Origin of the sequence: Burkholderia sp. PR2, from assembly GCF_052372875.1 — a bacterium.
Lineage (GTDB): Bacteria > Pseudomonadota > Gammaproteobacteria > Burkholderiales > Burkholderiaceae > Burkholderia > Burkholderia diffusa.
Genome location: NZ_JBQRWH010000004.1, coordinates 3272946 through 3296576 on the forward strand (window position 1 = coordinate 3272946; position 23631 = coordinate 3296576).

Here is a 23631-nt window from a genome sequence, read left to right on the forward strand (position 1 = left end):
AGTTTACCCGTTTAGCGCCCGGCACCTCTATCGGGGGCCGGTTCAGCGCGGACGGACGGCGCACCGGACGAGCCGGCGTCGAGTCGGGTTGCACGGGCCCGCGCCGTCAGCCGGCCTCGCGTGCCATGCGCTGCGCGATCTCGGCGGCGAGACACTCCGGGCAGAGGCAGCGCGTACCGGCCGCCGGCGGCGCGCCGCCGGACAGGGTCGGCATCGACGCGCACCAGCAGTCGAATGGCTGGGTGCGAGCGCCGCAGTCGAAGCCGCGCCCGCAGCGTGGGCAACGCGCGCGGCGCGGCGTCGAACGGGCGTCGGCGGCGGTATCGGTCATGGCGGAAACGCGGAAGCGGGCAGGAACGTCACCCTACGCGACAAGCATAGCGCGGCGGACGGATTTTGCACGTCGGCCGCTCGGCCGATGCATGCCGCCGACGCAGGCCGTCGCGCTGTCCACCCCGCCGCCGCGGGCGCGCCGCGCGGGGTCCGGCACCATGGCCGGCGGGCCGCCGCGCGCGGCGACCGGCCCGCGCGATCGGCCGTCCGGCCAGCCCAAAAACCCGATGCTGCGCTGCGCCACTCCTGTACAATTCGCCCTGTTTCAACCGTTCCCAGCCAGAGCCGCCGCCATGTCCGAGCCCATCGACCTCTCGCAGATCGCCCCCACGCTGAAGGCAGAAATCCTCGCGGAGGCACTGCCGTACATCCGCCGCTACCACGGCAAGACCGTGGTGATCAAATACGGCGGCAACGCGATGACGGAAGAGCGGCTCAAGCAAGGCTTCGCGCGTGACGTGATCCTGCTGAAACTGGTCGGCATCAATCCGGTGATCGTCCACGGCGGCGGCCCACAGATCGATCACGCGCTGAAGAAGATCGGCAAGGCCGGCACCTTCATCCAGGGCATGCGCGTGACCGACGAAGAGACGATGGAAGTCGTCGAATGGGTGCTGGGCGGCGAAGTCCAGCAGGACATCGTGATGCTGATCAACCACTTCGGCGGCCATGCGGTGGGCCTGACGGGCAAGGACGGCGGCCTGATCCACGCACGCAAGCTGCTGATGCCGGACCGCGACAATCCGGGCCAGTACATCGACATCGGCCAGGTCGGCGAAGTCGAGGCGATCAACCCGGCGGTCGTGAAAGCGCTGCAGGACGACGCGTTCATCCCGGTGATCTCGCCGATCGGCTTCGGCGAGGACGGCCTCTCGTACAACATCAACGCGGACCTCGTCGCGGGCAAGCTCGCGACGGTGCTGAACGCCGAGAAGCTGCTGATGATGACCAACATCCCCGGCGTGATGGACAAGGACGGCAACCTGCTGACCGACCTGTCGGCGCGCGAGATCGACGCGCTGTTCGCGGACGGCACGATCTCGGGCGGCATGCTGCCGAAGATCTCGTCGGCGCTCGACGCTGCAAAGAGCGGCGTGAAGTCGGTGCACATCGTCGACGGCCGGATCGAGCACTCGGTGCTGCTGGAAATCCTGACCGAGCAGCCGTTCGGCACGATGATCCGCTCGCATTGAGCGCGCGCCGCAAAACCTCCAGCCCCGACCTGCCGGCGTCGCTGCGACGCCGGCGCATCTCCCGCAGCCGGCCGCGCGCCGGCGCGCCCGTCTGGCTGTTCGATCTCGACAACACGCTCCATCACGCATCGCACGCGATCTTTCCGGAGATCAACCGCGCGATGACGCAGTACATCATCGACACGCTCCACGTCGGGCGAGCCGAAGCCGACCGGCTGCGCACCGGCTACACGCAGCGCTACGGCGCCGCGCTCCTCGGCCTCGCGCGCCATCACCCGATCGATCCGCACGACTTCCTGCGCGTCGTCCACACGTTTTCCGACCTGCCCGCGATGCTGCGCGCCGAGCGCGGCCTCGCGCGCATCGTCGCCGCGCTGCCGGGCCGCAAGTTCGTGCTGACCAACGCGCCCGAGAACTACGCGCGCGCGGTGCTGCGCGAGTTGCGCATCGAGCGCCTGTTCGAGCGCGTGATCGCGATCGAGCACATGCGCGACCGTCGCACATGGCGCGCGAAGCCCGACCACACGATGCTGCGCCGGATTCTGCGCGCCGCGCATGCGCGGCTCGAAGACGCGATCCTCGTCGAAGATACCCGCAGCCACCTGAAGCGCTACAAGCGCCTCGGCATCGGCACGGTGTGGATCACCGGGCACCTGCCGGGCCATCTGCCGAACATCGGCCGCCCGCAATATGTCGACCAGCGCATTCGTTCGTTAAAATCGCTCCGACTGGGCACACGATCGGGGCGACAGAAATGCAGCCGACTTACCCGCAGGACCAAGCCGTAAAGGAAGACCAGGCCACGCCGTCCCGCACGCGCCCGAAGCCGGGCGAGCGTCGCGTGATGATCCTGCAGACGCTCGCCGCGATGCTCGAGGCGCCGAAGCCCGAAAAAATCACGACGGCCGCGCTCGCGGCCCGCCTCGACGTGTCGGAAGCCGCGCTGTACCGGCATTTCACCAGCAAGGCGAAGATGTACGAAGGCCTGATCGAGTTCATCGAGCAGGCACTGTTCGGGCTCGTCAACCAGATCGTCGCGAAGGAGCCGAACGGCGTGCAGCAGGCGCGCACGATCGCGCTGACGATGCTCAATTTCGCGGCGAAGAATCCGGGCATGACGCGCGTGCTGACGGGCGAGGCGCTGGTCGGCGAGGACGAGCGGCTCACCGAGCGCGTGAACCAGCTGCTCGACCGGATCGAGGCGACCGTCAAGCAGTGCCTGCGGGTCGCGCGTACCGAGGCGCAGGCGCCCGATGGCGCCGCGCCGTTCGTGCTGCCGGCCGATTACGATCCCGCCGCGCGCGCGAGCCTGCTCGTCAGCTACGTGATCGGCAAGTGGCACCGGTTCGCGAAAGGCGGCTTCCAGAGGCCGCCCGGCGAGCAGGCCGATGCGCATTTGCGGCTGATCCTGCAGTAGCCGGGCGCAGCCGGCCCGCGAAATCCGCGCTCCGCGGAATTCCGCTATACTCCTCCGACCTGCCACCTTGGGTGGCGGGTCGGAAGCGCGCCGATTTGCTGACTCGATTGCGGGCGCGCGAACCGACCAGGGCCTTGATGCGTCTTCGTCCCGGCGGTTCACTACAAATGCGGCTAAAGAGGTCGTCAGCCGCGCACCTTCGCCTCCGCGCATCGCCGACACCGTTTAGCCGCCCAGTCATAAGGCGGAACGAATGGAATCGATCGGCATCGTCGCTCCACAGACCATGCACTTCGCCGAACCGCTGCGCTTGCAAAGCGGCAGCGTGATCGGCAACTATCAGCTCGTCGTCGAGACGTACGGCGAACTCAACGCCGCGCGCTCGAACGCGGTGCTCGTCTGCCACGCGCTCAACGCGTCGCACCACGTCGCCGGCGTCTACGCGGACGATCCGCGCAGCACCGGCTGGTGGGACAACATGGTCGGCCCGGGCAAGCCGCTCGACACCAACCGCTTCTTCGTGATCGGCGTGAACAACCTCGGCTCGTGCTTCGGCTCGACCGGCCCGATGAGCATCGATCCATCGTCCGGCAAGCCGTATGGCGCACGCTTTCCGGTCGTCACCGTCGAGGACTGGGTGCATGCGCAGGCGCGCGTCGCCGACGCGTTCGGCATCGAGCGCTTTGCCGCCGTGATGGGTGGCAGCCTCGGCGGGATGCAGGCGCTCGCATGGAGCCTGATGTATCCGGACCGCGTCGCCCACTGTATCGACATCGCGTCGACGCCGAAGCTGTCCGCGCAGAACATCGCGTTCAACGAGGTCGCGCGCTCCGCGATCCTGTCCGATCCCGACTTCCACGGCGGCAACTACTACGCGCACGGCGTGAAGCCGAAGCGGGGCCTGCGCGTCGCGCGGATGATCGGCCACATCACGTATCTCTCCGACGACGACATGGCCGAGAAATTCGGCCGTGCGCTGCGCCGCGCGGACGGCGCGCTCGACGCGTACAACTTCAGCTTCGACGTCGAATTCGAGGTCGAGTCGTACCTGCGCTACCAGGGCGACAAGTTCGCCGACTACTTCGACGCGAACACCTACCTGCTGATCACGCGCGCGCTCGACTACTTCGACCCGGCCAAGGCGTTCGACGGCAACCTGACGGCCGCGCTCGCGCACACGCAGGCGAAATACCTGATCGCGAGCTTCTCGACCGACTGGCGCTTCGCGCCCGCGCGGTCGCGCGAGATCGTGAAAGCGCTGCTCGACAACAAGCGCACGGTCAGCTACGCGGAGATCGACGCGCCGCACGGCCACGACGCGTTCCTGCTCGACGACGCGCGTTATCACAACCTGCTCCGCGCGTATTACGAACGAATCGCCAACGAGGTGGGTGCATGAACCAGCAAGCGCTGAACTCCCTGTCCGCACGCGCGGACTTCCGTGCGATCGCCCGCTGGGTCGAACCGCGCTCGACCGTGCTCGATCTCGGCTGCGGCGACGGCTCGCTGCTGTCGCTGCTGTCCGAGGAACTGGACGTGTCCGGTTACGGGATCGAACTGAATGACGCCGGCGTGCTCGCGAGCACGAAGAACGGGATCAACGTGATCCAGCAGAACCTCGAGGACGGCCTGCGCCTGTTCGAGGATCACAGCTTCGATTTCGCGATCCTGTCGCAAACGCTGCAGACGATCCACCAGACGGCCGCGATCCTGCGCGAAACCGCGCGTGTCGGACGCGAATGCATCGTTTCGTTCCCGAACTTCGGCTACTGGGCGCACCGGCTGTCGGTGCTGCGCGGCCGGATGCCGGTGTCGAAGTCGCTGCCTTACCAGTGGCACAACACGCCGAACGTCCGGGTGCTGACGATCAAGGATTTCGAGGCGCTCGCGCCCGAAGTCGGCGTCACGATCCTCGACCGCATCGTGCTGCACGAAGGCCAGCCGATTCGATGGGGAGCCAACTGGCGTGGTAGTCTTGCTGTCTACCGCGTCAAGCGCAGCTGAGCCGGGGAGCCGTTGACGGATGATCCGGCCCGCACCCGCGTGCGGCCGCCCCTCCTGCGCCGCCCGCGCTGCCTGCGCCGCCGCCGCAATCAGTCAACGCTACCCAGTTTCTGTCCATGTCCAAAAGGCCACACGAGGCGCCCGCACTCACCGCTCACGAGGATCACCCCGGCTGGCGCGCCTATCTGAACACGCACATGCTGATCTGCGTGTTCCTGGGCTTCACGTCCGGTCTGCCGCTCTTCACGCTCGTCTACCTCGTGCAGGCATGGCTGCGCTCCGAGGGCGTGAACCTGAAGGAAATCGGCCTGTTCGCGCTGATCCAGTTCCCGTATACGTGGAAGTTCCTGTGGGCGCCGCTGATGGACCGCTACGTCCCGCGCCTGCCCGGCTGGCGGCCGGGACGCCGGCGCGGCTGGCTGCTGCTCACGCAGGTGCTGGTCGCCGGCGCGATCGCCGCGCTCGGCTTCGTGTCGCCGCGCGACTCGATCTGGACGGTCGCCGCGCTCACCACGCTCGTCGCGTTCTTCGGCGCAAGCGCGGACGTCGTGATCGACGCCTACCGTCGCGAGCTGCTGCGCGACACCGAGCAGGGCCTCGGCAACGCGATACACGTGAACGCGTACAAGCTCGCCGCGCTGATCCCCGGTTCGCTCGCGCTGATCCTGTCCGACCACATGCCGTGGGACGTCGTGTTCGCGATCACCGGCGCATTCATGCTGCCGGGCATCCTGATGACGCTCGTCGTGCGCGAGCCCGAGGTGATCGGCGCGCCGCCGCGCAACCTGCGCGACGCGATCGTGCTGCCGTTCCGCGAATTCATCCAGCGCGACGGCTGGCGCGGTGCGCTGCTCGTCATCGCGTTCATCTTCCTGTTCAAGATCGGCGACACGATGGCCACCACGCTGTCGACGTCGTTCTTCCTCGATATCGGCTTCACGCGCACCGAAATCGGCATCGTCGCGAAAACCACCGCGCTCGTCGCGAGCGTTGCCGGCGGCATCATCGGCGGCATCTGGCTCGTGAAGATCGGCATCGGCCGCGGGCTGTGGATCTTCGGCGCGCTGCAGATGGTGTCGACGCTCGGCTTCGCGTGGCTCGCGCAGGTCGGCCCCGGCTCGCCGGTGCTCGCGGTGCTTTACGACTTCACGGTCGCGGCAAGTCACGCGCTCGCGTCGTTCCTGTCGGTCTTCGGCTTCGAGGTCACGCCGCATCTGAGCCCGATGACGGTCGCGCTCGCGCTCGTCTACGCCGCCGAAACGTTCACCACCGGCCTGACGATGGCCGCGTTCGTCGCGTATATCGCGAGCACGACCGATCCGCGCTACACGGCCACGCAGTTCGCGCTGTTCACGAGTCTCGCGTCCGTGCCGCGCACGCTCGCCTCGGCCGCGAGCGGCTTCATCGTCGCGAAGATCGGCTGGTTGGACTACTTCATCGTGTGCACCGCGCTCGCGATCCCCGGCATGCTGCTGCTGTTCAAGATCGCGCCCTGGAACGGCACCGCGCGCAACGGCGAGGCCAGCCGTGCGCAATGATCGACTGCATCGCGCGGCACGCGTCGCCGCCGCGCTGAGCGTCGGCCTCGCGACGCTCGGCGCGGCGGGAAGCGTGCATGCGACCGACACAAGTGCGGCTGCGGCCGGCTCCGCGCCCGCCATCGCGCCGGCTGCGCCGTCCACGCCCGCCGCTCCGGTTGCGCAGTCCGCCGCCGAAGCCGCGCAGCCGACCGGCGCCGCCGTGCCTGCGAAGGCCTACACGTCGACGTCGCAGCAGGTGCGCTACGGCAACGCGATCGCGTTCCGCACGCTGATCCCGTCGCCGCTGCTCGAGCAGCTCACCGCGAGCGAATACGCGCAGATCGTGCAGGCGGCCGCCGACAGCGACCGTCTGCTGCCCGCCAACCAGCCGCGCGTGAAGCGACTGCGCGCGATCGTCATGAAGCTCGCGCCGTATTCGGTGAAGTGGAACGATCGCGTGAAGAACTGGGCATGGGACGTCAACGCGATCCGCTCGCGCGACATCCGCGTCACGTGCCTGCCGGGCGGCAAGGTGCTCGTGTACGGCGGGATGCTCGATCGCGTCCGCCTGAACGACGACGAGTTCGGTGTGCTGCTCGCGCACGGCATCGCGCATGCGCTGCGCGAACACGCACGCAGCAATTTCAGCACGACGTCGCAAACGTCGCTGCGCGCGGCCTCGCTGCCGCCGCTGTTCGGCGTCGGCGAGCCGCTGCCGCAGGCGCTGAACCTCGGCGCGCGTCTGCAGACGCTGCGCTACGACCCGACCGACGAAACCGAAGCCGACGTGATCGGCGGCGACATTGCCGCCCGCGCGGGCTTCGATCCGCGCGCGGCGATCACGTTGTGGGACAAGCTCGCGGCGGCGACGCGCGCGAACAGGACATCGGGCTTCATCTACATGCATCCGTACAACGCCGCGCGGCGGCAGGATCTGCTGAACCGCCTGCCGGACCTGATGCCGCTGTATGCGAAGGCAGTCGGCAAACGGGTCGACACGCTCCCCGACTACGCGGGCATCAGCGCGCAGCGGCGCAAGATCGTGCGGCGCTGAGCGCCGCATGCGGCGGCTTCCCCGCCGCGCATCGCCGGCGCGCGTCAGCGGCGTATGAGGCCGGGCGCTACGCGCCGACTGCCGACTCGACGGGCCGGCTGCCGCTTTCGCGCATCCAGCGCACGTCGTCTCCCGGGCTGCGGCCGAACAGCCGCTTGAACTCCCGGCTGAACTGCGATGCGCTCGCATAGCCGACCCGCGCCGCGGCGGCACCTGCCCCGAGACCGTCCTGCACCATCATCAACCGCGCCTGGTGCAGGCGCGCGGCCTTCACGTACTGCATCGGCGACGTCGCCGTCACGTGCTTGAACTGCGCATGGAACACCGCCAGGCTCATCCCGGCCTCGCGCGCGAGCGTCTCGACGTCGAGATCGGCCTTCAGGTCCGCATGGATGCGCCGCAGCGCCTTCGCGATGCGGCCGAAATGATGTTGCTGAACGAGCGCCGCGCGAATCGCGTCGCCCTGCGCGCCCGTCAGCACGCGATACGCGATCTCGCGCATGATCGCCGGCCCGAGCACGCGCGTGTCGTGCGGCGACGCGAGCACTTCGAGCAGCCGCACCACCGCGTCGGCGAGCGGCGCATCCAGCGGCGTCGAACAGACGCCGTGCGGCTCGCCGACCGCCGCACCGAGCGTCTCGTCGAGCAGGATCGCGAGCTCGGCGATCACCGCGAGATCGACGCGGATCGAGATCGCGAGAAACGGCTCGTCGATGCTCGCGAAGGTCTCGCATTCGAACGGCAGCGGCACCGACAGCACGAGATACTGCTGCGCGTCGTAGACGAACGAGCGATCGCCGAGATAGCCGAGCTTGCGGCCCTGGCACACGACGATGATGCTCGGCTCGTACAGCACCGGCATGCGCGGCACCGGACGGCTCACGCGGATGAAGCGCACGCCGTCGAGCGCCGCCAGCGTATCGCCGTCGTTCGGTGCGAGACGCGAATGCAGCTCGATCATGCGGCGCCGCACACGGTCGCCCGCGTCTTCTGAAAGGGGCTGGAAGCTCATCGGCGTCATCCTGTCCTGCAAGAGAATCAGGCTCGCAATGTAGCACCTTGAAAGCGTTTTTACGGCCGTTCGCGCGCAATTCGAGAGGAATAGGCAAATCTTCGAGACCTTCGTGTATTTCGCCGACGCCGCTCGCTCCTTACGATGGGCACCTGTCTCGCCGCGTCGCCACATGACGCGGCGGCAGTCTGATTCGCCGGATGTTTTCCCGGACAAGGAGCCCCTGCATGAGCACAACCTACGCTTACGCGGCGACCGACGCGCAGTCACCGCTCGCCCCGTTCGAATTCCAGCGCCGCGCGCTGCGCGACCTCGACGTCCAGATCGAGGTGCTCTACTGCGGCGTCTGCCACTCGGACCTGCATCAGGCCCGCAACGAATGGCGCAACACGATCTACCCGGTCGTGCCGGGCCATGAAATCGTCGGCCGCGTGACCGCGACCGGCCCGCAGGTGTCGCGCTTCAAGGTCGGCGAGCTGGTCGGCGTCGGCTGTCTCGTCGATTCGTGCCGCACCTGCCCCAGCTGCGCGGAAGGCCTCGAGCAGTATTGCGAGAACGGCTTCGTCGGCACCTACAACGGCCAGGATCGCGTGACCGGCGATGTCACGTACGGCGGCTATTCGACGCAGCTCGTCGTCGACGAGGCATTCGTGCTGCGCGTGCCCGAGACGCTCGACCCGGCCGGCGCCGCGCCGCTGCTGTGCGCGGGGATCACGACCTATTCGCCGCTGCGCCAGTGGAACGTCGGCCCCGGCAAGAAGGTCGGGATCGTCGGCCTCGGCGGGCTTGGCCACATGGGCGTGAAACTCGCGCGCGCGATGGGCGCGCACGTCGTGCTGTTCACGACGTCGCCGTCGAAGATCGAGGACGGCAAGCGCGTCGGCGCGCATGAAGTGGTGATCTCGAAGGACGAGGCGCAGATGAACGCGCACCTGAACAGCTTCGATTTCATCCTGAACACGGTCGCCGCGCAGCACGACCTGAACCCGTTCCTGCACCTGCTCAAGCGCGACGGCACGATGACGCTCGTCGGCGCGCCGGAGCACGACCATCCGTCGCCGCAGGTGTTCAACCTGATCTTCAAGCGCCGCCGCCTCGCGGGCTCGCTGATCGGCGGGATCGCGGAGACGCAGGAAATGCTCGATTTCTGCGCGAAGCATGGCATCACGTCGGATATCGAGACGATTCCGATGCAGCAGATCAACACCGCTTACGAGCGGATGCTGAAGAGCGACGTGAAGTACCGGTTCGTGATCGACATGGCGTCGATCAAGCAGTAAGCCGCGCGCCAAACGAAACGGGCCGCATGTTCGACATGCGGCCCGTTCTGCATCCGGCGACCGGACGGCCCGACGGCTACGCGCGCGGCGGTGCGCCGACGATCACTTCTTGTAGTCGTAATCCACCGTCAGCGGCGCGTGATCGCTGAACTTGATGTCCTTGAAGATCGACGTGCTTTTCGCGGTACCGGCCACGCCGGGCGTCGCGATCTGGTAGTCGATCCGCCACCCGACGTTCTTCGCATACGCCTGGCCGCGGTTGCTCCACCACGTGTACTGCTCGGGGCGCTGGTCGAGCGTGCGGAACACGTCGACGTAGCCGACATCGTCGAACAGCTTCGTGAGCCACTCGCGCTCTTCCGGCAGGCAGCCCGAGTTCTTCTGGTTGCTCTTCCAGTTCTTGATGTCGATTTCCTTGTGGACGATGTTCACGTCGCCGCACAGGATCACCTCGCGCTTCTTCTTCAGCTCGGCGAGGTGCGGCATGAATTCGTCCATGAAGCGGTACTTCGCCTGCTGGCGCTCTTCGCCGCTCGAGCCGGACGGCACGTACACCGACACGACCGACAGCTTGCCGTAGCGCGCCTCGACGTAGCGCCCCTCGGAATCGAATTCGCTGCTGCCGAAGCCGATGATCACGTCATCGGGCTCGTGGCGGCTGTACACGCCCGCGCCGCTGTAGCCCTTCTTCTCGGCGTGGTGGAAATAGCTCCTGAAGCCGTGCGGCTCGACGAATTCAGCCGGCAGGTCGTCGGCCGATACCTTGATTTCCTGCACGCACACGCAATCGGCGTTCTGTTCGCCGAGCCATTCGAAGAAGCCCTTCTTCGCGGCGGAGCGGATGCCGTTCAGGTTGGCGGTAATCACTCGCATCATGTCGGGTTCCGTTGTTCAGTTCAGTTCGATGTTGTTACAGGATCGCAGGCTAGCGGATCTTCACGCCTTCGAGCTCGGGCTTCGCCGGCGGGAATTCCAGCTTCATGTCGGTCATCGTGCGCAGCAGCAGCTCGGCGATCATCACGTTCCGGTGCGTCTTCGAGTCCGCCGGGATCACGTACCACGGCGCATGCTCGGCCGACGTCGCGGCGAGCGTGTCGCGGTACGCGGACTGATATGCGTCCCAGCGCTTGCGCGCGTCGAGATCGGAGATGTCGAACTTCCAGTGCTTGGTCGGATCGTCGATACGCGCCTGCAGCCGCGCGCGCTGTTCGTCCTTCGAGATGTGCAGGAAGCACTTGATGATGGTCGTGCCGTTCTCGACCAGCATCGTCTCGAAATCGCGGATCTGCCGGTAGCGGCGCTCGCACTCCTTGCTGTCGATCGCGTCGAGCACGCGCGGCACGAGCACGTCTTCATAGTGGCTGCGGTTGAAGATCGCGAGCTCGCCCGCGGCCGGCACCTGCGCATGCACGCGCCACAGGAAGTCGTGCGCGGCTTCGATCGGCGTCGGCGCCTTGAACGACACGACGCGCAGGCCGAGCGGATCGACCTCGCGGAACACGGCGCGCACGGTGCCGTCCTTGCCGCTGGTATCCATCCCCTGCAGCACGAGCAGCACGCGCTTCTTCTGCTGCGTGTGCAGACGCTCCTGCTGCACGTCGAGCTCGATCGACACGGCCGACAGCCGTTCGCGGTCGGCATCCTTCGACCCCGACGAGAACGGCTTTGCAGCCGGGTCGAACGCATCGAGCGTGAATGCGGCGGCTTCCTTCTCGCGCGTGCTGTACGGCACGCGGAAATCGTCGAGCGACGGTTGTTTCGCCATTCGTTCCTCCGTTGGGCGGTGCGAGGCACATGCGCACACGATAACGCATGCACCAAAACGACGGGCCGCCCCGAACAGGTTCGGCGGCGGCCCGTCGTCAGGCGCGGTTCAGGCGCGCGGCCATGCTCAGCCGAGCTTCTTCTTCAGCAACTCGTTGACCTGCTGCGGATTGGCCTTGCCCTTGGTCGCCTTCATCGCCTGGCCGATCAGCGCGTTGAACGCTTTTTCCTTGCCCGCGCGGAATTCCTCGACTGACTTCGCGTTCGCCGCGAGCACCTCGTCGATGATCGCTTCCAGCGCGCCGGTGTCGGAGATCTGCTTCAGCCCCTTCGCATCGATGATGCGGTCGGCCGCGCCGTCGTCGGTCGCCTTCTCGTCCCAGATCGTCGAGAAGATTTCCTTCGCGATCTTGTTCGAGATCGTGCCGTCGGCGATGCGCTGCAGCACGAGCGCGAGCTGGGCCGCCGAAACCGGAATCGCGTCGATCTCGATGCCGTCGCGGTTCAGCTGCGACGATACGTCGCCCATCAGCCAGTTCGCGGCGATCTTCGCGTTCGCCGCGCCGGCCTTTGCGACCACGGCCTCGAAATACGCGGCCATCGCCTTGCTCGACGTCAGCACGCCCGCGTCGTACGCGGACACGCCGTACTGCTCGACGAAGCGCTGCTGCATCGCGGCCGGCAGCTCGGGCATCCCGGACTGCACGCGCTCGATCCAGTCCTGGCCGATCACGAGCGGCATCAGGTCCGGATCGGGGAAGTAGCGGTAGTCGTGCGCGTCTTCCTTGCTGCGCATCGAACGCGTCTCGCGCTTGTCCGGATCGTAGAGGCGCGTTTCCTGCACGACTTCGCCGCCGTCCTCGATCAGCTCGATCTGGCGGCGCACTTCGTAGTTGATCGCTTCCTCGAGGAACCGGAACGAGTTCAGGTTCTTGATCTCGGCGCGCGTGCCGAACTTCTCCTGGCCGACCGGCCGCACCGACACGTTCGCGTCGCAGCGGAACGAGCCTTCCTGCATGTTGCCGTCGCAGATGCCGAGCCACACGACGAGCGCGTGCAGCGCCTTCGCATAGGCCACGGCCTCGGCCGCGCTACGCATTTCCGGCTCGGTGACGATCTCGAGCAGCGGCGTGCCCGCGCGGTTCAGGTCGATCCCCGTCATACCGGCGAAGTCTTCGTGCAGCGACTTGCCCGCGTCTTCCTCGAGGTGCGCGCGGGTCAGGTTGACCGTCTTCTCGTACGCTTCCTTGCCGGCCTTCTCGTTGGCGGGCACCTGGATCGTGATCGAGCCGCCCTGCACGACCGGAATCTCGTACTGGCTGATCTGATAACCCTTCGGCAGATCGGGGTAGAAATAATTCTTGCGCGCGAAGATGCTGCGCGGCGCGATGGTCGAGCCGATCGCGAGGCCGAAGCGGATCGCGCGTTCGACCGCGCCGCGGTTCAGCACCGGCAGCACGCCCGGCAGCGCCAGGTCGACCGGGCAGGCCTGCGTGTTCGGCTCGGCGCCGAACTGCGTCGACGCGCCGGAGAAAATCTTCGAGACGGTCGACAGTTGCGCGTGCGTCTCGAGACCGATGACGACTTCCCATTGAGTCATATGCTTACACCCCCGCCGGAACTTGCTTGTGCCAGTCGGTCGCGCGCTGGAACGCGTCGGCGACCTGCAGCATCCGGGCTTCGTTGAAATAGTTGCCGATGATCTGCAGACCGACCGGGCGCTTCGCGTTCGCGCCGGCGCCGAAGCCGCACGGCACGCTCATGCCGGGCAGGCCTGCGAGGCTCACCGACAGCGTGTAGATATCCGCGAGATACATCTGCACCGGATCGTCGCCCTTCGCGCCGAGATCCCATGCGACCGTCGGCGACGCCGGGCCCATGATCACGTCGCAGGACTTGAACGCTTCCTGGAAATCGTTCGCGATGATGCGGCGGATCTTCTGCGCCTGCAGGTAGTACGCGTCGTAGTAGCCGTGCGACAGCACGTAGGTGCCGACCAGGATCCGGCGCTTCACCTCGGGGCCGAAGCCTTCGGCGCGCGACTTCTTGTACATGTCGAGCAGGTCGCCGTACTGCGCGGCGCGGTGGCCGAAGCGCACGCCGTCGAAACGCGACAGGTTCGACGACGCCTCGGCCGGCGCGATCACGTAATACACGGGGATCGACAGTTCCGTCTTCGGCAGCGACACCGGCACGAGTGTTGCGCCGAGCGCCTCGTATTGCTTGAGCGCCGCGTCGATCGACGCGCGCACGTCGTCGGCGAGGCCGTCGCCGAAGTATTCCTTCGGCAGGCCGATGCGCAGGCCCGCGAGCGGCTTGCCCGCATCGTTGCCCGGCGCCCACGGCTGGCCGAGGTGGCGCGTGAAGTCTTCATCGTCGCGCTCGAGGCTCGTCGAGTCGCGCTCGTCGAAGCCGGCCATCGCATTCAGCAGCAGCGCGCAGTCGGACGCGCTCTGCGCCATCGGACCGCCCTGGTCGAGCGACGACGCGAACGCGATCATCCCGTAGCGCGACACGCGGCCGTAGGTCGGCTTGATGCCCGTCACGCCCGCGAACGACGCGGGCTGGCGGATCGAGCCGCCGGTGTCGGTGCCGGTCGCGGCCGGCGCGAGGCGCGCGGCGACGGCGGCCGAGCTGCCGCCCGAGCTGCCGCCCGGCACGGCGGTCGTGTCCCACGGGTTCTTCACCGCGCCGAACGCCGAATTCTCGTTGGACGAGCCCATCGCGAACTCGTCCATGTTGGTCTTGCCGAGCGTGACCATGCCGGCCGCCTGCAGGCGGGCGACGACGGTCGCGTCGAACGGGCTTTCGTAGTTCGCGAGCATCTTCGAGCCCGCGGTCGAGCGCCAGCCGCGCGTGACGAACACGTCCTTGTGCGCGATCGGCAGGCCGGTCAGCGCGCCGCCCGCGCCGCGCGCGAGTTCGGCGTCGGCGGCCTTCGCCTGCGCGAGGGTGAGGTCGGCGTCGACATGGACGAACGCGTTCAGGTCGCGTGCCGCGTCGATCCGTTTCAGGTAGAGCTGCGCGAGCTCGACGGCCGAGCATTCCTTGGCGGCGAGCGCGGCGCGCAGTTCGGTCAGGCTTTTTGCGTGCATTGAGTGGTTTTCCTGGGAATTCTGGGTGGCGCGCGGCGCGAAGGCGGCGCGCTTGTCATCGAATGCTTACTCGATCACCTTCGGCACGAGATAGAGGCCGTCCTGGACGGCCGGCGCCGGACGCTGGTTGTCGTCGCGATTGACGACTTCCGTCACGGCGTCGTCGCGCAGGCGCTGCGCGACTTCCTGGATCTGTTCGATCGGGTGGGCGAGCGGCGCGATGCCGGCGGTGTCGACCGCCTGCATCTGCTCGACGAGGCCGAAGAATTCATTGAGCTGGCCGAGCGTATGCTCGGCGTCGGCGTCGGCCATTTCGAGTCGCGCCAGGTGCGCGATGCGTTTCACATCGGTCAGGGTCAGGGCCATGCGATCACCGGAAAAACAAGGCTGCGCAGCGCATGAAAACCGCGCTGCGGCGGGGGGTTGGAGGGTGCGATCCCACCCTCAAAAATCAGGGCCGAAGCGGCAAAAATACCGTCCGTTTCGATTCAAATACCGAGAAATTATAAGGTATCATTACGCGTTCGACCCAAACCCGGCAGCCTTTTCCCGCACCGTTTCGCCCCGCTTCGGCAAGCCGTGCGTGCTTCGTGCGATCCCCGGTAGCCATCACTCGCAGCTTCGTGCGCCGCGGCGGCCGCTTCCGCCACGCTTCCCGAGGCTGTTATTTTTTCCGCTGCCGCCCTCAGCGTTCGCTATGCAGGGCCGGCCCAGAGCGAAACAGGATTCTGAATGTTCGGTTTTTTGCGCAGCTACTTCTCCAACGATCTGGCGATCGACCTCGGCACCGCAAACACCCTGATCTACATGCGCGGCAAGGGCATCGTGCTCGATGAGCCGTCCGTCGTGTCGATTCGCCAGGAAGGCGGCCCCAACGGCAAGAAGACGATCCAGGCGGTCGGCAAGGAAGCCAAGCAGATGCTCGGCAAGGTGCCGGGCAACATCGAGGCGATCCGCCCGATGAAGGACGGCGTGATCGCCGACTTCACCGTCACCGAGCAGATGATCAAGCAGTTCATCAAGACGGCGCACGAGTCGCGCATGTTCTCGCCGTCGCCGCGCATCATCATCTGCGTGCCGTGCGGCTCGACCCAGGTCGAGCGTCGCGCGATCAAGGAAGCCGCGCATGGCGCCGGCGCGTCGCAGGTCTACCTGATCGAGGAACCGATGGCGGCTGCGATCGGCGCGGGCCTGCCGGTGTCGGAAGCCACGGGCTCGATGGTCGTCGACATCGGCGGCGGCACGACGGAAGTCGGCGTGATCTCGCTTGGCGGCATCGTGTACAAGGGCTCGGTGCGCGTCGGCGGCGACAAGTTCGACGAGGCGATCGTCAACTACATCCGCCGCAACTACGGGATGCTGATCGGCGAGCAGACGGCCGAGGCGATCAAGAAGGAAATCGGCTCCGCGTTCCCGGGCTCCGAAGTCAAGGAAATGGAAGTGAAGGGCCGCAACCTGTCGGAAGGCATTCCGCGCAGCTTCACGATCTCCAGCAACGAAATCCTCGAAGCACTGACCGATCCGCTGAACCAGATCGTGTCGTCGGTAAAGATCGCGCTCGAGCAGACGCCGCCGGAACTCGGCGCCGACATCGCCGAGCGCGGGATGATGCTGACGGGCGGCGGTGCGCTGCTGCGCGACCTCGATCGCCTGCTCGCGGAAGAAACCGGCCTGCCGGTGCTCGTCGCCGAAGATCCGCTCACCTGCGTCGTACGCGGTTCGGGCATGGCGCTCGAGCGCATGGACAAGCTGGGCAGCATCTTCTCGTACGAGTGATCGCCTAAGCAGTCCCGTTTGATATGACGCACCCGCGGCGTGGCCGGATCGCTCGTTCAGAACGAACCGCCACGCCGTTTGCGCGTCTGAGCATTATTTAACCGATCCCACGCGCCCGGCGCCGACCATGGAATACAGTCCGCCGCCCCTCTTCAAGCAAGGTCCGCCCGCGCTCGCGCGGCTCATCTTCTTCGTCGCCCTCGCCATCGCGCTCCTCGTGTCGGACGCGCGCTTCAGCACGCTCGAAATCGTCCGCGGCGTGCTGGGCACCGTGCTGTACCCGCTGCAGCGCGCGGCGCTCGTGCCGCGTGACTTGTTCATGGGCGCGGCCGACATCGCCGTCACGGGTGCATCGCTGCGCCACGAGAACGACGCGCTGCGCAAGCGCAACCTGCAGCTGTCCACGCAGGCCAACCAGGCCGCGGTGCTCACGCAGGAAAACATGCATCTGCGCGCGGTGCTCGAGTTGCGCCAGCACATCGCGACGCAATCGACGCCCGTCGAGATCCAGTACGACACCAGCGACCCGTTCACGCAGAAGATCGTGATCGGGCAAGGTTCGCAGCAAGGCATCCAGAACGGCGCACCGGTCGTCAGCGAGGACGGCGTGATCGGCCAGATCACGCGCGTGTTCCCGCTGCAGGCCGAAGTCACGCTGATCACCGACCGCGATCTCGCGATCCCCGTGCAGGTGCTGCGCACCGGCCTGCGCAGCGTGATCTACGGGACGCCGAAGGGCGATTCGCTCGACCTGCGCTTCGTGCCGACGAGCTCGGACCTCGTCGCCGGCGACGAACTCGTCACGAGCGGCCTCGACGGCGTGTACCCGCCGGGCCTGCCGGTCGCGAAGGTCGTGCGCGTCGACAAGCTCGCCGATACCGCATTCGCGCGCGTGACCTGCGCGCCGGTCGCCGCCGTGCGCGGCGCGCGCCAGATGCTCGTGCTGCACTACCAGAACGACGTCCCGCCGCGCCCGGTCGAGCCCGACCCGGCCGCCGAGAAGAACGCGAAGGGCAAGAAGGGCGCCAAGGCCGCCGCGAAGGGTGACAAGGCAGAAAAGGCCGACGCGAACGCGAAGGCGGCCGCCGCGGCCGCGCCCGGCGCGAAACCCGCGCCGTCGGCACCCGTCGCTCCGGCCAAGCCCGCCGTCGCGCCCGCGAAGCCCGCGGCCGGGCAACCAGGAGCCCAGCGATGAACCGCCCGCAATACATCCTGCAGCCGGTCAACCCGTATTTCATCGTCTTCAGCCTCGCCGCCGCGTTCCTGCTGAACCTGATGCCGTGGGGCCGCCTGCCGGGCGTGCCCGACTTCGTCGCGCTCGTGCTGCTGTTCTGGAACATCCACCAGCCGCGCAAGGTCGGGATGGGTGTCGCGTTCGCGCTCGGCATCCTGATGGACGTGCATGACGCGGGGCTGCTCGGCGAGCACGCGCTTGCCTATACGCTGCTGTCGTACGGCGCGATCACGATCCACCGCCGCGTGCTGTGGATGCCGATCGGCGTGCAGGTGCTGTACGTCACGCCGCTGCTCGTCGTCGCGCAGCTGGTGCCGTTCGTGATCCGCCTCGTGATGGGCGCCGCGTTTCCCGGCTGGCGCTATCTGGTGGACGGCTTCGTCGAGGCCGCGCTGTGGCCGATCGCGAGCCACCTGCTGCTGATGCCGCAACGCCGCCCGGTCGACCCGGACGATACGCGCCCCATCTGAGCCGGACCGACCTTGAATACCTGCCGCCCCCACGCCCGCGCGCCGCGCTCCGGGGCGGCTCCTCGCCCGCGCGTGGTCGCCGCGCACGGGCCAGATCGATCGTAACCGCATGACCGAATTCAACGACACCCAACAGCAGCTCTCGAAGTTCCGCCTGCGCGTCGCGGCGGCGGGCGTGTTCGTGTTCGTCTGCTTCGGGCTGCTCGCGAGCCGCTTCTTCTACCTGCAGTTGATGCAGCACGGCAAATACGCGCTGCAGGCCGAGGAAAACCGCATCTCGGTCGCGCCGATCGTGCCGAACCGCGGGATCATCACCGATCGCAACGGCGTGGTCCTCGCGAAAAACTATTCGGCGTACACGCTCGAGATCACGCCGTCGAAGCTCGACGACACGCTCGACAACACGATCGACAAGCTGTCCGCGATCATCCCGATCGACGCGCGCGACCGCCGCCGCTTCAAGAAGCTGCAGGAAGACTCGAAGAACTTCGAGAGCCTGCCGATCCGCACGCGCCTCACGGACGCGGAAGTCGCGCGCTTCACCGCGCAGCGCTTCCGCTTCCCCGGCGTCGACGTGCGCGCGCGCCTGTTCCGCCAATATCCGCTCGGCACGACCGCCGCGCACGTGATCGGCTACATCGGCCGGATCTCGAAGCGCGACCAGGATCGCATCGACGCGATAAGCGACGACAACGACAGCGACCAGGAACACTACGATCCGCGTCGCGACGCGAACAACTACAAGGGCACCGACTACATCGGCAAGATCGGCGTCGAGCAGAGCTACGAAACCGAGCTGCACGGCCTCACGGGCTTCGAGGAAGTCGAAGTGACGGCCGGCGGCCGGCCCGTGCGCACGCTGTCGCGCACGCAGGCGACGCCCGGCAACAACCTCGTGCTGTCGCTCGACATCGGGCTGCAGCAGGTCGCCGAGCAGGCGTTTGCCGGCAAGCGCGGCGCGCTCGTCGCGATCGAGCCGAAGTCGGGCGACGTGCTCGCGTTCGTGTCGTCGCCGAGCTTCGACCCGAATTCGTTCGTCGACGGCATCGACCAGCAGACCTGGGACGAGCTGAACAACTCCACCGACAAGCCGCTCCTGAACCGCCCGCTGCACGGCACCTACCCGCCCGGCTCGACGTACAAGCCGTTCATGGCGCTGGCCGGCCTGACGCTCGGCAAGCGCTCGCCGGGCTGGGGCTTCCAGGATCCCGGCTACTTCACGTTCGGTGGTCACACGTTCCGCAACGACGTGCGCTCGGGCCAGGGCTGGGTCGACATGAACAAGGCGATCATGGTGTCGAACGACACCTACTTCTACATGCTCGCGCGCGACCTCGGCGTGAACGCGATCGCGAACTTCATGAAGCCGTTCGGTTTCGGCCAGATCACCGGCATCGACATCCAGGGCGAGGCGCGCGGGATCCTGCCGTCGACCGACTGGAAGAAGAAGGCGTTCAAGAAGGCCGCTCAGCAGAAGTGGTTCGACGGCGAGACGATCAGCCTCGGGATCGGCCAGGGCTACAACTCGTTCACGATCCTGCAGCTCGCGCACGCCACCGCGACGCTCGCGAACAACGGCGTCGTGATGAAGCCCCACCTCGTGAAGGAGGTCGAGGATCCGATCACGCGCGGGCGCCATCTGACCGTGCCGAAGGAAAGCGAAACGATTCCGCTCAAGCAGGCCGACATCGACGTGGTGAAGCGCGGGATGGAGAACGTGATCGAGAACCCGTCCGGCACCGCGTACAAGGTGTTCCGCGGCGCGCCGTACCTCGCGGCCGGCAAGACCGGTACCGCGCAGGTGTTCTCGCTGCAGGGCTCGAACTACAAGGGGCACCTGCTCGCCGAGCACTTGCGCGACCACGCGCTGTTCATCGCGTACGCGCCGGTCGACCATCCGCAGATCGCCATCGCGCTGATCGTCGAGAACGGCGGTTGGGGCGCGCAGGCCGCCGGCCCGATCGCGCGCCGCGTGCTCGATTTCTACCTCGTCGATCGCCAGAAACCGGAGAACGAGGCGGCCGCCGTCGCCGCCGCTGCGTCGGCGACCGAGCCGATCAACGCGCCGGTGATCGGCGATGCCTCGAAGACCGTGTCCGTCGCGGCCGGCTTCAAGGCGCTTCCCCAGCCCGTCGTGCCGGTCGCGGCCAGCGCGGCGGATGCGGCATCGGCCGCGTCGGCGCCCGATGCATCGGGCGCGGCCGGGGCAAGCGCGGCGCAGCCCGCCGTCGCGAGCGCAGCAGCGCCGATGGCCGCGAGCCTGCCGCCGATCCGGCGCCCGCACCGGCCTCGCCGGCCCGCCAGCGACGCGCAGCCGCTCGCCACCGCGCCGCGCGACGACAACTCCCGTGCCCCGGCCGCCGCGAAAGCGGCGAACGCCGGCACCGCTCATTAACGGAGAAAGGCATGCAATTCGACAAGCGCGCCTGGCTCGACAAGATCAAGCAGATGTTCGCGGGCTTCGACCGCCCGCTCGCCCTCATCGTGTTCCTGCTGCTGTGCGTCGGCATCGTCACGCTGTACAGCGCGTCGATCGACATGCCGGGCCGCGTCGAGGACCAATTGCGCAACATCCTGCTGACGTTCGTGCTGATGTGGGTGATCGCCAACATTCCGCCGACGACGCTGATGCGCTTCGCGGTCCCGCTGTATTCGTTCGGGGTCGCGCTGCTGGTCGCGGTCGCGCTGTTCGGGATGACCAAGAAGGGCGCGAAGCGCTGGCTGAACGTCGGCGTCGTGATCCAGCCGTCGGAAATCCTCAAGATCGCGACACCGCTGATGCTCGCGTGGTATTACCAGCGCCGCGAAGGCGGGCTGCGCTGGTACGACTTCGTCGCCGCGTTCGGGATCCTGATGGTGCCGGTCGGGTTGATCGCCAAGCAGCCCGATCTCGGCACGGGCCTGCTCGTGTTCGCGGCCGGCTTCTTCGTGATCTACCTCGCCGGCCTGTCGTTCAAGCTGATCGTGCCGGTGCTCGTCGCGGGCGTGATCGCGGTCGGCTCGATCGCCGTGTTCGAAGAGCGCATCTGCCAGCCCGAAGTGCAGTGGCCGCTGATGCACGACTACCAGAAGCACCGTGTGTGCACGCTGCTCGACCCGACCTCCGACCCGCTCGGCAAGGGCTTCCATACGATCCAGGCCGTGATTGCGATCGGCTCGGGTGGCGTGCTCGGCAAGGGCTACCTGAAGGGCACGCAGGCCCACCTCGAGTTCATTCCGGAGAAACACACCGACTTCATCTTCGCGGTGTTCTCGGAGGAATGGGGGCTCGTCGGCGGCCTCGTGCTGCTGACGCTCTACATGGCGCTGATCGCGCGCGGGCTCTACATCGCCGCGCAGGGCGCGACGCTGTTCGGCCGTCTGCTCGCGGGCTCGCTCACGCTCGCGTTCTTCGTCTATGCGTTCGTCAACATCGGGATGGTGAGTGGCGTGCTGCCCGTCGTCGGCGTGCCGTTGCCGTTCATGAGCTACGGCGGCACCGCGCTCACGACGCTCGGCATCGCGATCGGGATGATCATGAGCGTCGGGCGACAGCGGCGGCTGATGAAGAGCTGACGCCGCGCACGACACGCAGTCGCCAGCGGAGCAGTCGCGGCAATGAAAAACGGCGCCTCGTGCGCCGTTTTTCATTGGGCAGGTCGAATGCAGTGCGTGCCGCCCGCTCACTACGGCGTCGCGCGCGGGTTCCCATGGTCCGCGCCCGATGCCGGCTCCTGCGTCTTCAGGCGCGCGCTCAGCTCCTTGAATTTCAGCCCGGCCGTCTCGTCGCCCTGCGCGGCCGCGGCCGCGTAATACGCGCGCGCGATGTTCAGGTTTTGCGTGACGCCGTCGCCACCGCGCTCGTAGAACGACGCGGTCACGTACTGTGCGGTCGGCTCGCCCGCGTCGGCTGCCTGCTTGTACCACGCGAACGCCTGCCGGTTGTCGCGCTGCGTGCCGCGCCCGTCGAGGAACTGGTTCGCGAGCGACAGCTCGGCCTGCACGTGCCCCTGCTTCGCCGCGCGCAGGAACCAGCGGTGCGCTTCGGCCGGATTGCGCGCAACAAACTCGCCGTCGTCGAACATCCGCCCGTACACGTACTGCGCATGCGACATATTCGCGTCGGCCGCCCGCTTCAGCCAGCGCAGCCCTTCGTCGACGTTCGCGGTCACGCCGACGCCGGTGAGCAGCATCATCGCGTAGTTGAACTGCGCGAGCCGGTCGCCGCGTTCGGCCGCGTCGTGGAACTGCACCAGCGCCGCGCGATAGTCGCCGGCGTTGTAGTCGGCCACCGCCGATTGGGTCTCGCGCGCCGGGTCCGGCTTCGCATGCGGCGCATTCTGCGCGACCGCCGCGACGCACACGGCCCACAGCCCGAGCATCGTGCCGATGCGCCCGCGTACGCCGGCCGTACGCCGCGCGCGTCCGGATCCCGCGCCGTCGCTGCCGTTCATGACCGCACCTCCTGCAGCGCCTGGCGCGTCGCACGCAGCAGCCAGCTCACGTCGGCCGACAGCGTGATCATCCGGTAGCCAGCCTCGCGATACTGGCGCGCGGTTGCCGTATCGTTCGCGAAGATGCCGACCGCGACGCCGGCCTGCTTGCCGGCCGCGAGCACGCGCGCCATCGCGGTTTCGACGTCCGGGTGGCGGCTGTCGCCGAGATGCCCGAGGCTCGCCGCCAGATCGGCCGGGCCGACGAACAGGCAGTCGACGCCCGGCGTCGCGGCGATCCGCTCGACTTCATCGATGCCGCGCGCCGATTCGATCTGCACGATCACCGCGACCTGCGCATTCGCCGTCTGCAGGTAATCGCGGCGCATGCCGAACGCCGCCGCCCGCACCATGCCTGCCACGCCGCGCAGCCCGTCGGGGGAATCCGGCGACGGGAAGCGCGTGAGGCGCACGGCGTGCGCGGCCTCGTCGGGCGTCTCGATGCACGGGAACATCAGCGTGCGCGCGCCGGCGTCGAGCGCGCGCTTCACGAGCCACGGCTCGCGCCCCGGCACGCGCACCACGGGCTCGCTCGGCAGGTGCGCCGCCGCCAGCGCGCGCAGTTGCGACGCGACGTCGCGGCTGTCGTTCGGCGCGTGCTCCATGTCGATGCAGAGCCAGTCGTAGCCGGCGTGCGCAAGCGCTTCCGCGACCGAATCGCTGCCGAGCGACAGCCACAGGCCGTACAGCGGCTCGTCGCCGTCGTGCAGACGTTGTTTGAGGGAATTGGTGAGCGTGCTCATCGATACGGCCTCCTGGACGGAACGGCAATCGAACGGGACAAGCAACAAGCAAAGCGGGCGTAACACGCCGGGCCGCCATGCACGGCGGCGCCGGACCGGGGCCCTGAACGTTGGTCGGACGTAGGCGGCCGATCTGACAGCGCGGGTCGCGCGGATGCGTTTTCCGGTGCCACGCAACGATCATAGCGCGGCGTTACGCGGAATGTGGGAACAGGTGGAAAGCGGCGCCGGACGAGGCCGCACGGCGCGGTGGCAGGCAGCCCG

22 protein-coding genes are annotated in these 23631 nt (G+C 67.5%); 13 read left to right on the top strand and 9 right to left on the bottom strand.

Annotated elements, in window-relative coordinates; all coding sequences use genetic code 11:
• Positions 1 to 106: 106 nt before the first annotated feature.
• A complete protein-coding gene (locus ACT2FV_RS32355; RefSeq protein ID WP_059607468.1) occupies positions 107 to 331 on the bottom strand; it encodes a cysteine-rich CWC family protein in 225 nt (74 codons plus the stop codon).
• Between the two features lie 295 nt (positions 332 to 626).
• Between ACT2FV_RS32355 and argB the strand changes: the two genes are divergently transcribed.
• From argB to ACT2FV_RS32390, 7 genes are all read left to right on the top strand, one after another.
• Positions 627 to 1526, top strand: a complete 900-nt coding sequence (gene argB / locus ACT2FV_RS32360) for an acetylglutamate kinase (protein WP_059534964.1) — start codon at positions 627 to 629, stop codon at positions 1524 to 1526.
• Positions 1523 to 2314 (top strand): pyrimidine 5'-nucleotidase, encoded by a 792-nt coding sequence (locus ACT2FV_RS32365; protein ID WP_059607470.1) that lies wholly within the window; start codon positions 1523 to 1525, stop codon positions 2312 to 2314. The genes argB and ACT2FV_RS32365 overlap by 4 nt, the downstream gene beginning before the upstream one ends.
• Entirely contained in the window at positions 2281 to 2943 is a 663-nt protein-coding gene (gene slmA, locus ACT2FV_RS32370) for a nucleoid occlusion factor SlmA (RefSeq protein WP_124627020.1), read from the top strand. Before ACT2FV_RS32365 ends, slmA begins: the two co-directional genes overlap by 34 nt.
• A gap of 253 nt (positions 2944 to 3196) precedes the next feature.
• Positions 3197 to 4342: a homoserine O-succinyltransferase MetX gene (metX, locus tag ACT2FV_RS32375; RefSeq protein ID WP_124902912.1), complete on the top strand. Its 1146-nt coding sequence runs from the start codon at positions 3197 to 3199 to the stop codon at positions 4340 to 4342.
• A complete protein-coding gene (metW, locus tag ACT2FV_RS32380) occupies positions 4339 to 4947 on the top strand; it encodes a methionine biosynthesis protein MetW (RefSeq protein WP_124627025.1) in 609 nt (202 codons plus the stop codon). The genes metX and metW overlap by 4 nt, the downstream gene beginning before the upstream one ends.
• 116 nt (positions 4948 to 5063) lie before the next feature.
• Positions 5064 to 6485, top strand: coding sequence for an AmpG family muropeptide MFS transporter (locus ACT2FV_RS32385; RefSeq protein WP_151052256.1), 1422 nt, complete (start codon positions 5064 to 5066; stop codon positions 6483 to 6485).
• Positions 6475 to 7521, top strand: a complete 1047-nt coding sequence (locus ACT2FV_RS32390) for a M48 family metallopeptidase (RefSeq protein ID WP_444505412.1) — start codon at positions 6475 to 6477, stop codon at positions 7519 to 7521. The genes ACT2FV_RS32385 and ACT2FV_RS32390 overlap by 11 nt, the downstream gene beginning before the upstream one ends.
• Positions 7522 to 7588: 67 nt before the next feature.
• On the opposite strand, the gene ACT2FV_RS32395 is transcribed toward ACT2FV_RS32390, so the two are convergent.
• Positions 7589 to 8533 carry an AraC family transcriptional regulator N-terminal domain-containing protein gene (locus tag ACT2FV_RS32395; RefSeq protein WP_444505413.1) on the bottom strand — a complete coding sequence of 315 codons (945 nt, stop codon included), beginning with the start codon at positions 8531 to 8533 and terminating at the stop codon, positions 7589 to 7591.
• A gap of 227 nt (positions 8534 to 8760) precedes the next feature.
• Here ACT2FV_RS32395 and ACT2FV_RS32400 point away from each other — a divergent pair, with 227 nt between their 5' ends.
• On the top strand, positions 8761 to 9813 hold the full coding sequence (locus ACT2FV_RS32400; RefSeq protein WP_059607484.1) for an NAD(P)-dependent alcohol dehydrogenase: 1053 nt from the start codon (positions 8761 to 8763) through the stop codon (positions 9811 to 9813).
• A gap of 102 nt (positions 9814 to 9915) precedes the next feature.
• On the opposite strand, the gene ACT2FV_RS32405 is transcribed toward ACT2FV_RS32400, so the two are convergent.
• The 5 genes from ACT2FV_RS32405 to gatC form a co-directional block, all read right to left on the bottom strand.
• Positions 9916 to 10689 carry an exodeoxyribonuclease III gene (locus ACT2FV_RS32405; protein WP_059607486.1) on the bottom strand — a complete coding sequence of 258 codons (774 nt, stop codon included), beginning with the start codon at positions 10687 to 10689 and terminating at the stop codon, positions 9916 to 9918.
• A 49-nt stretch (positions 10690 to 10738) separates the two neighbouring features.
• Positions 10739 to 11578, bottom strand: a complete 840-nt coding sequence (locus ACT2FV_RS32410) for a polyphosphate kinase 2 family protein (RefSeq protein WP_226117585.1) — start codon at positions 11576 to 11578, stop codon at positions 10739 to 10741.
• Positions 11579 to 11704: 126 nt separating this feature from the next.
• Complete coding sequence (gene gatB / locus ACT2FV_RS32415; protein ID WP_059678975.1) at positions 11705 to 13177, bottom strand: Asp-tRNA(Asn)/Glu-tRNA(Gln) amidotransferase subunit GatB; 1473 nt, start codon at positions 13175 to 13177, stop codon at positions 11705 to 11707.
• A gap of 4 nt (positions 13178 to 13181) precedes the next feature.
• Complete coding sequence (gene gatA, locus ACT2FV_RS32420; RefSeq protein WP_444505414.1) at positions 13182 to 14672, bottom strand: Asp-tRNA(Asn)/Glu-tRNA(Gln) amidotransferase subunit GatA; 1491 nt, start codon at positions 14670 to 14672, stop codon at positions 13182 to 13184.
• A gap of 66 nt (positions 14673 to 14738) precedes the next feature.
• Positions 14739 to 15038: an Asp-tRNA(Asn)/Glu-tRNA(Gln) amidotransferase subunit GatC gene (gene gatC, locus ACT2FV_RS32425; protein WP_006407213.1), complete on the bottom strand. Its 300-nt coding sequence runs from the start codon at positions 15036 to 15038 to the stop codon at positions 14739 to 14741.
• Positions 15039 to 15404: 366 nt separating this feature from the next.
• On the opposite strand from gatC, the gene ACT2FV_RS32430 reads away from it, so the two are divergent.
• From ACT2FV_RS32430 to rodA, 5 genes are all read left to right on the top strand, one after another.
• The gene (locus ACT2FV_RS32430; RefSeq protein WP_004189550.1) at positions 15405 to 16448 is read left to right on the top strand and encodes a rod shape-determining protein; all 1044 of its coding nucleotides are present in this window, start codon (positions 15405 to 15407) and stop codon (positions 16446 to 16448) included.
• Between the two features lie 127 nt (positions 16449 to 16575).
• Entirely contained in the window at positions 16576 to 17643 is a 1068-nt protein-coding gene (mreC, locus tag ACT2FV_RS32435; RefSeq protein ID WP_174920056.1) for a rod shape-determining protein MreC, read from the top strand.
• Complete coding sequence (gene mreD / locus ACT2FV_RS32440; protein ID WP_009687274.1) at positions 17640 to 18152, top strand: rod shape-determining protein MreD; 513 nt, start codon at positions 17640 to 17642, stop codon at positions 18150 to 18152. Before mreC ends, mreD begins: the two co-directional genes overlap by 4 nt.
• 109 nt (positions 18153 to 18261) lie before the next feature.
• Positions 18262 to 20547 carry a penicillin-binding protein 2 gene (mrdA, locus tag ACT2FV_RS32445; protein ID WP_124902898.1) on the top strand — a complete coding sequence of 762 codons (2286 nt, stop codon included), beginning with the start codon at positions 18262 to 18264 and terminating at the stop codon, positions 20545 to 20547.
• 11 nt (positions 20548 to 20558) lie between these two features.
• A complete protein-coding gene (gene rodA, locus ACT2FV_RS32450; protein ID WP_059448422.1) occupies positions 20559 to 21707 on the top strand; it encodes a rod shape-determining protein RodA in 1149 nt (382 codons plus the stop codon).
• Between the two features lie 110 nt (positions 21708 to 21817).
• On the opposite strand, the gene ACT2FV_RS32455 is transcribed toward rodA, so the two are convergent.
• Both ACT2FV_RS32455 and ACT2FV_RS32460 read right to left on the bottom strand, forming a co-directional pair.
• On the bottom strand, positions 21818 to 22585 hold the full coding sequence (locus ACT2FV_RS32455) for a tetratricopeptide repeat protein (protein WP_151051663.1): 768 nt from the start codon (positions 22583 to 22585) through the stop codon (positions 21818 to 21820).
• Complete coding sequence (locus ACT2FV_RS32460) at positions 22582 to 23367, bottom strand: HpcH/HpaI aldolase family protein (protein ID WP_059607501.1); 786 nt, start codon at positions 23365 to 23367, stop codon at positions 22582 to 22584. The genes ACT2FV_RS32455 and ACT2FV_RS32460 overlap by 4 nt, the downstream gene beginning before the upstream one ends.
• Positions 23368 to 23631: the final 264 nt, after the last annotated feature.